We start from the raw sequence: 12,042 nt of genomic DNA, 5'->3' as shown, positions 1-12,042 counted from the left end.
GCGCCTACGCATCCCTGCGCGACCGAAACGACGAATACCGGCCTTCCACCCCTTTGGATTGTATTTTTGCTTCGCCAAACAAGCAAGAGAATGTCCACGAAAGACGGAAAACTGCACAGCGCGGCGAATCTGGATAAAGTGTTTTTATGTGCCCGGCTTGCCCATCGAGCAAACCGCCAGGCGACCGGCAAAAAGCGGCCGGTACCGACGCTGGAGCTCAAGGGATGGATGCCTGCGGCAAGTTACACCCGAGCCGCGTATGCGCGCAAATCCGCCTCGACGGCCGCCAGACGCGCATCCAAGACGCGGCGCACGGCGGCCGGGTCCGTCATGGGGTCCGGCGGTTCTGCCGCAAACATATAAAACTTGCACTTCGGTTCCGTACCGGACGGTCGCACGGCGACACGGTTACCGCTGCCGGCGAGGTCGAGAATGACGACGTCCCCGGATCGGGCGACCGCCATGGCCAATTCCAATTCGTCCTCGTAGTTGCCGATCGGTCGCCGCAAGTCGTGCGTTTTGGTAACCTCCAATCCCCCCAAATGCCGCGGCGGAGCGGTGCGAAACTGATTCATGAGGGCTGCCATCTTCGCCATTCCTTCGGCTCCCGGCATGGCCACGGAGAACGCCCGCTCCGTGTGAACGCCGTAGCGTCGGAATAGCTCATCCAGTTGCATGGGCAGCGTCATGTCGCGCTGCTTGAGCTGAGCGGCCAACTCGGAAAGAATGATCGCCGCGACGGCGCCGTCCTTGTCGCGCGCGTGGTCCCCCACCAGGTAACCATAGGATTCCTCGGCCCCTAGGAGAAACCACTCCGGCCCCTCGTATTCCATGGTGCCGCCGATCCATTTGAATCCGACCATCAGATCGTCGATACATCGTACGCCGTACGATTCGGCGATCCGTCCGATTAGCCGTGTCGTGACCAAGGTTTCGACCACGTAGTGCCGCGGCGTCAGGGTTCCTTCCTCTCGAGCGCGCGACAAGAGGTAGTCCGCCATCAAGGAGGCAATTTGATTGCCGGTGAGCGTCGTCCAAGGAGCATCCGCACCGAACCTCACGGGTGCCGCGCAGCCCAGCCGGTCGGCATCGGGGTCGGTCGCCAAGACGAGATCAAAACCCCGTCGTCGGGCGTCATCGATCATGGCGTCGAAGACCCGCGGGTTCTCCGGATTGGCCACGTGATCCACGACGTTGGGAAAGTCGCCGTTCGGTTCCGCATGCGGCCCGAAAACCTCGACCTGCTCGAAGCCGGCCGCGCTCAAACCGGGAAGCACGGCCGTCGAGCCGACGCCGTGCAACGGAGAATAAAGAATTCTGAGATCGCGCGGTCCCGGCCGCGACTGCCGCGCCAAGGCCGCCCGGTAAGCCGCATCCACCTCCTCCGTGCACGGGACGACCAATCCTCGGGACACCGCCTCGGTGAACGGCATCGAACGAATCTCTTTCACGTGCTTGACGCATTCGATCATGCCGCGATCATGCGGCGGAAGGACCTGGCCGCCGGTGGACCAGTACACCTTCACTGCGTTGTCGCTGGGAGGATTGTGACTAGCGGTCACCATGATGCCGCAGTCGCACCGCTTGTAGCGGACGAGGAAGGAAATCTCCGGGGTGCTGCGATAGTCGTCCAAAAAGTGCACCGTAAATCCGTTGGCCGCCATGATGCCGGCGCATAGCTCCGCGAAATGCCGCGAGCGGTGCCGGGTATCGTACGCGATGCCGCAGGACCACGCCTTTCCCGGCTTCACGCTCTTGACATAGTCGGCAACCCCCTGGGCGCTCTCGCCGATCGTACGATCATTGATGGCATTGGTGCCGATCGGGAACATGCGTCCCCGTCTCCCGCCCGTGCCGAAGGGGATGACCTGCCAAAACAGATCATTCAATTCCTTCCACCGCCGCGCCTCGATCATCTCCGCCACCTGGGGAGCGTAAGCGGCGTAGTACGGCTCCGTGAGCCACGCCCGAATGTTCTCGGCGGCGGACGATGAAATCTCGCCTCGTTTTTCGGCCTCGGACAAAGCGGCCTGCGATTCTCCCCAACCCACCATGCGTTCGGCTCCCAAGTCTTTCGCCTCCTCGAATCGTCTTGTGCGTCTTCCGACGAAGCTCCGGCGACACGCAGCATCGCGATCAGGTCCGGCCGAAAGCTTCGTCGACAATTGCACGCATTATTACAATTTTCAGCGTCGGCGACGACCGAGGACCCGGTTGATTTATGTGATTTATGCTCGGTCAAGACGGACCGCGGCCCTCGTTGGCATTTGGGGAACCCCGCGGTCTTTGATCGCGCCCCCTTGGGTAACTCGCTCCGTGAGGTCCGTCGGCCGACGGAGGCCCGGCAGCCTCGCAACTCCGCACGCGTCCGCGCCACGGGAGCAACGCTGACGACCAGCGACGGAGAGAAACCGGCTCGGCACGCCTGCGTCAATGATAGCACTGGTGTTGCGAGCACCGGAGAACGCGGGGCGGAGCTGCCCGGAACGGCTGAGGCAGCAGCGTCGCCCGCCGGGCGAACCTATCACTCATGAAAAGGTCCGGCATTCGGCGAAGGTCGCATCAGCAAACCGACCTGAATCGAACCTGCCGGATTTTCAACCTAGATAACAGATGGAGATCTTCCACTTCTTGCCCGCCTGCGCCCTCTGATGACTCGACCGAGGGAATCGGGCAAAAAGTTTCCCGGGGCTATCCGTTCTTCCCATCCGTATCGGTTTGTCCGGCTCGCACGTTGACGAGGCAAGACGCATGGTCCGCAGCGGGAATCGAGGGTTGCCACAGCTCATGTGGTTTCTCTTCCTGCGAAGGTGTTGTGAAGGAACTTAGGTCAACGGTTGACTACGTCAAGAGGATGCCGTGTCCCACAACCTGCCGCATTTCGATGAACAACCCGCCTTTCTCAAGCAACCAGTCAAATCCGACCAACTCCCGTCGAAAAATACTTATCTTTGTGCCGGAAGAAAAGATCGCCGCGATGCACAATGTCGCGACTTCTTCGCTCTTTCTCCAAGCCTTAGGATACCCACGATCCGGCTTCACCGCCACCCACTCTCCAAAGAGGGGTATCCTCCATTCGCGAGGGCACGGACATGAAAGCAACGGTTCGGGTAATGAGATTTCCGAAATCAAGCGTCTACCTGAATTGCACACGGGCGTGACTAGTAGTCACAATGATATCACTATGTAGCGGAGCAAAAAACGTACGCCAAACACCCGGTCCAAACAGTGCAAATGATCGCGGGAAGTAAGTCAACGCAAACGATAGCAATTCCCGTGCCAATGGAACTCGCTGCCGGAACGTCTTACCGCCGCAAGGCCTTAGCCTCAGGGTCCCTCTGCAATACTAGCAAGGGCAAGGCCATCAGGCCAGTTCTCCCGTGTATCCATCACCATCGTTACAGACGGCGGAATGAATCCGGCGGTTCGTTTTTTCGAATAGCCTTGGACATCTCAGACGGTTTTGCTAGAACGGAGCGAGTTGCGAATGCACATGGGGCCGGGGCTTCGAAACAAGGGTATCTCAATGAGTGAACTGATCATTTCCGTTTCAGGCCTACGAGGCGTCATTGGACGCGATCTGTCGCCGGAGACGGCCATCCGCTACGTCGCTGCCTGGGCTGCCGCGGCGCCGGCCGGCCCCGTCATCGTGGGTCGTGATGGGCGAACGACCGGCCGGATGCTCCAGCTCGCCGTGCAGGCCGCCTTGATGGCCTCCGGCCGCCACGTACTCGACGCCGATATTGTCGCAACGCCCACCCTGGGGCTACTTGTTCGTCATTACCGGGCCGCCGGCGGAGTGCAAATCACCGCCAGCCACAATCCACCCGAATACAACGGTTTGAAGCTGTTTTCCCCCGAAGGAAGGGTCATTCCCGCCGAGTTCGGAGAAGAGATCCGCCGACGCTTCTACGATTCCGATCCCCGATGGCAGGAGTACCACCGGGTAGGGTCGCTGGAGAATTGCCCGGATAGCGTCGGACCGCACTTGGAAGCCGTCTTGCGAACCGTCAATGCGGATCGGATTCGCCAGAAGCGGTATCGCGTCTTATTGGATTCCAATCACGGGGCGGGCGGGGTACTGGGAATCCCCTTGCTGGAATCGCTGGGCTGCGAAGTCGTCTCGCGGGGAATCGTCCCCAACGGTCTGTTCGAGCACCCTCCCGAGCCGCTGGCCGAGAATCTCGTCTCCGTGGCCGAAGCCGTTCGGGCGGTGCAAGCCGACGTCGGCTTCTGCCAGGACCCGGACGCGGATCGATTGGCGATCATCGATTCGTCGGGGCGATATCTGGGTGAGGAATACACGCTCGCGATCTGCGTGGACCACCGGCTGAAAACTCGACGCGGACCGATTGTGGCCAATTGCGCGACCAGTCGCATGTCCCGAGATTTGGCCGCCCGATACGGCGTGCCGTTTTACGCCGCGGCGGTGGGGGAAGCGAACGTGGTAGACGTGATCTTGCAGCACCAAGCCGTATTCGGAGGCGAAGGCAACGGGGGACCGATCGATCCGACGGTGGGACTGGTCCGCGACAGTTTTGTCGGAATGGCCTGCGTTCTGGACGCCATGGCGGCCGAGGATTTACCCGTGGCGGACCTCGCCGATCGGCTGCCGCGCTACGCCATTCTCAAAACAAAGGTGCCCATGCCTCGCGAAAAACTCGCGGCGACCTACGACATGCTGATCCGGCATTACTCCGACGCAAAGGCGGACCGGCTGGACGGACTCCGCTTGGACTGGCCGGATAGCTGGGTATTGTTGCGTCCCAGCAATACCGAGCCCATCGTCCGTGTGATTGCGGAGTCGCCCGACGAAGGTCGGACCCGCGAGCTATGCGAAGACGTTCGCCGCCGGATCGAAGCTTTCCTCGGTGCAGGGGGTTGAGAAGTGCGAAGCGTCCTCGCGGCAACCTCTTTTTAGCGTGCACCGGGAGGGTGTCCGCGATCTCTTCCCGCCCGTCGCGTACAATGGATGCGTGGGCGTCGCTGCCGTGAAACCGGCCGCGAACGCCGCTCGGTTTCGCGGTTCGGCGACGACCGGGCCGGGTAGCCGAAATTCACGCCGTCTCTTGCTCGGATGGAGGCCGATATCCTCCGTCGCCCCGGCGGGGGGACCGTCGGTTCGATCGGCGATCGCGTTGAGGACACCGCTCATTACTTCTTGCTGAATAACCTTTTATGGCACGCGTGGTCCTGGCAATGTCGGGAGGAGTGGACAGCAGCGTGGCCGCGCATTTGCTTCGCCACGCCGGCCACGAGGTCGTCGGACTATTCATGCGACACGGAGTGCGCGCAGGCCACCCGGCATGCGCCGTCGACGGCAACGCTCAGCCAAACAGGGGCACGCAATTGTCCGTCATTCGGCCGGGCAAACAAGGCTGCTGCAGCGCAGCCGACGCGGAGGACGCCCGGCGCGTCGCCCAACAGCTCGGCATCCCATTCTACGCGCTCAATTTCGAAGACGAGTTCGACTCGATCATCGACTACTTCGTCCGGGAATACGTCGACGGAAGGACCCCCAACCCGTGCATCGTGTGCAATGACCGGCTCAAGTTCGGCAAGCTTTTCGAGTATGCGGACACCTGGGGAGCCGATTTCGTGGCGACCGGCCACTATGCCCGAGTGCAGGAGACGGCCTCCGGGACCTGGGGTCTCTTCGCCGGTCGCGATCCGACCAAGGATCAGTCGTACGTCCTTTTCGGCATTCCGCGCGAGCGGCTGGCCCGCATTCGCTTTCCCGTCGGCGAACACTCCAAGGCATCCATTCGCCGCTTGGCGAGCGAGGTCGGACTGCGCGTGGCGGACAAGCCGGACAGCCAAGAGATCTGCTTCGTGCCGGACGGCGACCATGCCTCCCTCGTGCGACGGCGGCGAAACGCGGACACATCGGGAGAGATCGTAACGACCGACGGCCGGGTCGTCGGTCGGCATGACGGCTGGGAACGTTTCACGGTAGGCCAGCGGAAGGGGTTGGGTATTCCCCTCGGCCGGCCCTACTACGTGGTTCGTTTGGAACCCGAGACGCGGCGAGTCGTGCTCGGCTCCCGGGAGGACTTGGCGCGGCGCGAGCTGACCGCCTGCCGCGCAAACTGGCTGATCGACCCGCCGAACGAATCGATCCCGTGCCATGCCAAGATTCGCTATCGCGCCCCCGCCGTCCCGGCACGGGTTGAGCCGTTGCGGGAACGCCGTCTGAAGGTGGTCTTTGATCAGCCCTGCTACGCCGTGGCGCCGGGGCAAGCCGTGGTTTGTTATCAAGGCGACCAAGTCATCGCGGGAGGCTGGATCGAATAGCCCGAGGAAAGCGAGAACGAACGTCCATCGCCAATCCGGGTAGATTCCGGTTCCTCCCGAAAAAGGGCGAAATTCGTCTTGAGATGCTCGAGCCGGCTACTGTAGAATGCCGCAGCGGACCAACCCACGGTCACACCGGCGGTACGCACCATCAGGGCGGATCGCCGGAAGGCTGCCATGCCGTGCGACCGGACGCCCGGCCGGCGAAACATGGAGGGAACGGCGGATGTCCGCGCGGCCCAGCGGCGGTATTCGCGCCGGAACAACGCCCTGACCGCCCGCGGCGCACGAAAAATCTCGCCTTCGGGGGGAAAGGATGTCCCAATCACCGGAACGTGAGAGCGTCCTCGATAAGCTCTCGGTCTTTCTCGTTCGCACGGCCACGATCAAGCCGATCGTCACGCTATGCGTCGGGCTTGCGTGCATCGCCCTTGCCGCAGCCGCCGGCTATCATTTCATCGAATTCCACACCAGCCGTGCGGACCTCCTGAATCCGCACTCCGAGTATCACCAGCGCTGGTTGCGGTACGTCGGAGAATTCGGCGATCAAGAGGACGTCTACGTCGTCGTCGAGGGGGATTCGCCGCTTCAAATCGAGCCGGTTTTGGCCGAGTTGGCGGATGCCTTGAAGGCCCAACCGCAACACTTTCAGCACGTCCTTGAAGCGTTCGACGCCGGGCGACTGGCCGCCAAAGGGCTTTATTTCCTGCCGAAGGAGGAGCTGGACGCGATTCCGCCGCAATTGGACCGACTGGAATCCGCCGCCGCTCAAGCCGGCGCCTTGGCCGACCCGGGCGACTATCTGCATCGACTCTTGGAGCGCGGCAAGGCGATGGCCGGGGCGGATCAGGTCCAGGTGGATGCCTACTGGCATGAGGTCGAGAACGCCTTCGCGGTAACGGCCGCCTTGTTGGCCGGAAAAGGCGAAGATGTCCTCCGGCAGCTTCCCAGCGCGACGGCATGGCCGACTGGGGCCGGCAGTTCGCCCGACGGCCCGATGGATAGGGTTCCCGGCGGCGCCCCGACCCAGGGCGGCAACGATGCCGGGACCGCGGCCGCTGCGCCGTTGAGTCAGCGGCGATTTTTCTCCCCCGATGGCAAGCTGGGCCTGATCGCGTTGCGATTCGTCCCCGATTCCGGCAAACAATTCGCCCGCTACGCCGAAAGGGTGGCGGCACTGCGCGAAACCCTGCAAACCGTGCAGCAGCGCCATCCTCAAGTGCATCTCGGCGCCACGGGATTGCCGGTGCTGGAGTTCGACGAAATGCAGGCCAGCAGCTCCTCGGGAACCGCCGCGGGAGCCGCCTTGCTGGGAGTCGTCCTGGTGTTCACGGCCGGCTTCGGCGGGTTTCGCTACCCGGCCATGATTACCATCTCGCTGGTGACGGCCGTCGCATGGACCTGCGGATACGTCGCGTTCACCGTGGGTCACCTCAACATCCTGACCAGCGCCTTCGGCGCCATGTTGATCGGACTGGGGGATTACGGGGTCCACTTCGTGGCCCATTACCTTTCGGTTCGTAAAGAGATCCGAGGAACGCGAGCCGCGCTCATCCAAACCGCGGCCGCGGTCGGCGGTAGCATCGCCACGGGCGCAGTGACCACGGCGGCCGCCTTCTTCGCGGGGGCGCTGACCGACTTCTTGGGCGTGGCGGAGTTGGGAATCATCGCCGGCGGGGGCATTCTGCTTTGCTGGTTGGCCGACATGACCGTCCTCCCGGCCATGATTTGTCTCGTCGATCGCAAGCCCTCCCCTGCAACGACGTCGCTGGTCGATTTGTCGGGTTGGTTCCGACCGCTGCACGGCCTGCCGCGGACGGGCAGCTTGGTACTGGTTTTGGCAACGGCCGCGCTGGCCTGCGGATTGCCCTTGCTTCGCTACGACTACAATCTCCTCAACCTCCAACCGCAGGGATTGCCCAGCGTGGAGTTTCAGAACAAACTCGTGGAGCACATGAGCCGGAGCAGCTACTTCGCGCTCTCCATCGCCGACACCCCCGAGATCGCCTTGGCTCGGAAAGAACAGTTTTTGCGATTGCCGACCGTCGACCACGTGGAGGAAATCGTGTCGCTCATCCCGCCCGATGCGGCGCGACGGGAACCGACCGTCCGGGCGATCGCCGAGCGGCTGAACCGGATCGCACAACAAGGGTCGGGGGATTTCACGGAGGCCTTACCCGACAGATTGGACGCCGCCCTTTCCGAGTGGTATGCCGCGGCATCCCAAGTGCCCGCCTTGGCCGATTTCGCCCGGCAGATCGCGGCTTTACAGTCTCTACTGCGTCAAATACCGCCGGAGGAGCTGGCGAGACGTTTGGCCGCCGTTCCTCAGGCCGTGAGAATCGCTTTGGATTCCCAATGGACCGCCCTGCGACAAGCCGCGGATCCGGAACCGCCGACGCTCAACGACCTGCCTGAGAGCCTGCGAGTCCGTTTCGTGGGCCGGAACGGGCGGCATTTGGTACAGGTGTACTGTAAGGGGGACTTTTGGGACCCCAAGGTGATGCGGCAATTCGTGACGGATGTCCGCAGCGTGGACCCCGAAGCCACCGGCAACCCGTTCCAAATCTACGAAGCCGCCCGGCAGATGAATCGGGCGTACATCGAGGCCACACTGTACGCCTTTGTGGCGATCGCGCTCACGCTCTTTCTGGACTTCCGTTCGCTTCGCGACGTCGGACTGGCCTTGATTCCGCTGGCGTGCGGCATGGCGGCCCTGTTCGGACTGATGGGTTACTTGGATATCCCGCTCAATCCCGCCAACATGATCACGCTGCCTTTGATCCTGGGAATCGGCATCGACGACGGGGTTCACATCATCCACGATTACCGGCGCCAAAGAGGGCGATACCTTGCTCCGCAGCCGTCCACGCTGACGGCCGTGATCGTCAATACCCTGACGACGATGGTCGGTTTCGGAGCCTTGATGCTCTCTCCGCATCAGGGCTTGCAGAGTCTGGGAAGAGTTCTGACCCTGGGCATGGCGACCTGCCTGACGGCCGCTCTCCTCCTGCCCTCCGTGCTCCGCGTTCTTTCCGGTTTGCAAAACTCCGCGGAAGACCGATCGGGCGAAGACTCCGCCGGGATCGAGACAGTCCTGGCAGAGACGCTCTTCCGTCGCCGAACCGGCGATGAAGAAGCCGTGGGTGACCGCCCGGCAACCGAGCCGGCGAGCCGGATCGCGGTGCGTCGCACGGCGGACGAAACCGCCTCGCGGGACGGCTCCGACCGCGCCGCCGCCTGAGTCCTGGCAATCGCCGCGACGCTAGGAAGCGTCGTTCTTGCCGCGAGATCGCAACACGCCCGCCGCCAGGAAAACGGCCGTCAGTGGGAAGACCCCGTAAAAGACGCTATTGCGGAACGGCTCCAACCACGGCGAATGCGTAACCGCCAGCGCCAAATTGGCCGTATAGATCAGGTAGTAGGCGAAGAGCAGCACGCCCTCCGCACGCGTGACCGTGCGTTGGCTGAAGAAGATGGGAAGACAGGCCACGGCCACGCCGATCATGACGGGCAGATCGGTGCGCAGGGCCTCGGGCGCGACGGCCAGGCCGTCTTTGGCCGCGAGCGTTCCCAGCCCCAAGACAATGAGAATGTTGAAGATATTGCTGCCGACGACGTTGCCGATGGCGATGTCGCGCCGCCCGCGCAAACCCGCCATGACCGAGGTCGCGGCTTCCGGCAGCGAGGTGGCGGCCGCCACCAGCGTGACGGCGATGACCAGCTCGCTGACACCCCAGGCACGAGCCAACGCGACCGAGCCATCCACGAACAGCTTGGCCCCCAGCATCAGGATGCCGACGCCCAGAATGACCAAGATCGCATATCCCAGGAGCGTCGTCGCGCCGCCCCGGGCAGGTCGCGATGACTCGGCGGCCGGGGTCGCGGGGGAGTCGCCTTCTCGCGGGGCGTCGGGATTGCTGTCTTGCGGAGAGCCTCTTTCCCGTCGTCCCAGGATGACGGACAGCCCCAGGTAGATCGCCATCAATGCCAACAGCAAGATGCCTTCGCGGTGCGAGATGACGCCGTCGCGGGCAATGACGTAGGTCAGGATCGACAGCCCGACCATGATCGGCACGTCGCGGCTGAGGAGCTGCGGCGACACGATCAAGGGAGCCGCCAAGGCCGACAAACCCAATACGAAGAGGACGTTGAAGATGTTGCTTCCCACCACGTTGCCGAAGGCCACATCGACATAGCCGGAATAGGCGGCGTTGACGGAGACCGCGATCTCCGGCGCGCTGGTGGCGAACGATACCACCGTCAATCCGATGATAAGCTCGGACATGCCCAAGCGTTTGGCCAGCCCGACGGCGCCGCGGACCAATACCTCGCCGCCCAGAATCAAACAGATGAAGCCGGCCGCAATCAGAAGGATCTGCTGCAACATGGAGCCTCGCCTCGGATGAAGGGATGTCTACGGGTGAGCCGACGTGCCGGAGCATCGCACGTACCGACTTGGAATCGCATGCGAATCTCCTCGCGATCCGGGTCCGTCAGCGGTTAGTTGGAAAACGTCGACTCGCAGGTCGGATCCGCTCATGGTAGGCCGCAGCCCAAGGTTCGGCAACGGGCGAGCGCCACCGAGACGCCGCCCCGGTCTCCATCCTAGAGTCCCACCAGCCGCGCGTACCAGGAACGAGCCAGGGCGGGATCCTTGGTTCCGCGGACAATGGCGCGGCCGTCGGAGAACAACGTCAGCTCGCATTCGGGAGTCTTAATCCGCACAAACCCTTCCCCCAGGAGAATCTCCCCCAATCCGCTCCAACGAGCCGCAATCTCGGCCGGATCGAGCCGGGTTTCCGGCGGCGTAACCTGAACGGCGTTGCTCCCGCAAAGCGTTGCGGCGGGGACCTGCCGACCGGATTGCAGAAAGGGGAACTCTCGGCGGACGCATGTGCGGCAGGGGGTTTCCCCCACCGCGCGTTCGGCGGCGATCTTTCGTACGCGCCCTTGCCACAACTCGAAAACGAGCAGCCCGCGGGTGACGTCTTGACGTTTCCCGGCCAGAATCTTGATCGCTTCGCAGGCCTGCCACGAGGCGACCACACCGACGGCCGGCCCGAGGACACCCGCAGTCTCACAAGTAGGCAGGGTGCCGGGCGGAGGGCAGTCCGGCACGACGCAAGCCAGGCAGGCGGTCTCTCCCGGCAGGATCGTCATGACGCGCCCTTCCGCTTCCAGGCAGCCCGCGTAAATCCAAGGAATCCCTTCCCGCACGCAATAATCGTTGATTAAGAACCGCGTTTCGAAGTTATCGGTCCCGTCGAGTACGACGTCCGCGCCTTGCAGCAGCCGCGACACGTTCCGGGCGGAGAGATCGGCGGTGACGGCTTCGATCTCCACTTGCGAGTTCACGGCGCGGAGCTTTTCGGCGGCCGCCAGGGCCTTGGGGCGGGCCTGCCGAGCATCTGCCTCATCGAACAATACCTGCCGGTGCAGATTCGTCCAGTCCACAAGGTCCCGGTCGATGATGCGGACTCGGCCTACTCCCGCGCGGACCAGCAGATCGGCCGCGGTCGTGCCCAAGGCCCCGCAACCACAGATCACGGCCAGACCTCGCGCCAACCCCGCCTGGCCTTCGATTCCCAACGGCGCGAACCGGGTTTGGCGAACGTAGCGAGCGTCGGAAGCGTGCATGGTCAAACGGTTCTCCGCAAGCCGCCAACGATTGGGATCGTCCCTTCCTTAAAGCGGTCGAGTCGCTCCGGCCGCCGAGTCTCCGGGATTTTACGCCGTGAACGATCG

Annotated in this window: 6 protein-coding genes; 3 read left to right on the top strand and 3 right to left on the bottom strand. The window is 63.1% G+C overall.

The annotated features are described in order from the left end of the window. Nucleotides 1-242: 242 nt before the first annotated feature. Nucleotides 243-2,069: a phospho-sugar mutase gene (locus ACZ5B4_RS00305; protein WP_464912441.1), complete on the bottom strand. Its 1,827-nt coding sequence runs from the start codon at nt 2,067-2,069 to the stop codon at nt 243-245. Nucleotides 2,070-3,526: 1,457 nt separating this feature from the next. Between ACZ5B4_RS00305 and glmM the strand changes: the two genes are divergently transcribed. The 3 genes from glmM to ACZ5B4_RS00290 all read left to right on the top strand — a co-directional run bounded on the left by glmM (nt 3,527) and on the right by ACZ5B4_RS00290 (nt 9,538). After that, nucleotides 3,527-4,885, top strand: coding sequence for a phosphoglucosamine mutase (glmM, locus tag ACZ5B4_RS00300; RefSeq protein ID WP_464912440.1), 1,359 nt, complete (start codon nt 3,527-3,529; stop codon nt 4,883-4,885). 293 nt (nt 4,886-5,178) lie between these two features. After that, complete coding sequence (gene mnmA, locus ACZ5B4_RS00295) at nt 5,179-6,294, top strand: tRNA 2-thiouridine(34) synthase MnmA (RefSeq protein ID WP_464912439.1); 1,116 nt, start codon at nt 5,179-5,181, stop codon at nt 6,292-6,294. Nucleotides 6,295-6,610: 316 nt separating this feature from the next. Further along, nucleotides 6,611-9,538 (top strand): MMPL family transporter, encoded by a 2,928-nt coding sequence (locus ACZ5B4_RS00290; RefSeq protein ID WP_464912438.1) that lies wholly within the window; start codon nt 6,611-6,613, stop codon nt 9,536-9,538. A gap of 21 nt (nt 9,539-9,559) precedes the next feature. On the opposite strand, the gene ACZ5B4_RS00285 is transcribed toward ACZ5B4_RS00290, so the two are convergent. Next, the gene (locus ACZ5B4_RS00285) at nt 9,560-10,684 is read right to left on the bottom strand and encodes a calcium/sodium antiporter (RefSeq protein ID WP_464912437.1); all 1,125 of its coding nucleotides are present in this window, start codon (nt 10,682-10,684) and stop codon (nt 9,560-9,562) included. Nucleotides 10,685-10,902: 218 nt separating this feature from the next. Further along, the gene (locus tag ACZ5B4_RS00280; RefSeq protein ID WP_464912436.1) at nt 10,903-11,934 is read right to left on the bottom strand and encodes a ThiF family adenylyltransferase; all 1,032 of its coding nucleotides are present in this window, start codon (nt 11,932-11,934) and stop codon (nt 10,903-10,905) included. Between the last annotated feature and the right edge of the window lie 108 nt (nt 11,935-12,042).

It is taken from the genome of Thermogutta hypogea, assembly GCF_055386265.1.
The sequence above is the reverse complement of the archived record's forward strand: the minus strand, read 5'-3'. Positions and strand labels throughout refer to the sequence as shown.

What these genes read in the sequence shown, in the direction of transcription:
- glmM (WP_464912440.1), top strand. Translation starts at nt 3,527, where the DNA reads ATGAGTGAACTGATCATTTCCGTTTCAGGCCTACGAGGCGTCATTGGA.
- mnmA (WP_464912439.1), top strand. Translation starts at nt 5,179, where the DNA reads ATGGCACGCGTGGTCCTGGCAATGTCGGGAGGAGTGGACAGCAGCGTG.
- ACZ5B4_RS00290 (WP_464912438.1), top strand. Translation starts at nt 6,611, where the DNA reads ATGTCCCAATCACCGGAACGTGAGAGCGTCCTCGATAAGCTCTCGGTC.
- ACZ5B4_RS00285 (WP_464912437.1), bottom strand. Translation starts at nt 10,684, where the DNA reads ATGTTGCAGCAGATCCTTCTGATTGCGGCCGGCTTCATCTGTTTGATT.
- ACZ5B4_RS00280 (WP_464912436.1), bottom strand. Translation starts at nt 11,934, where the DNA reads ATGCACGCTTCCGACGCTCGCTACGTTCGCCAAACCCGGTTCGCGCCG.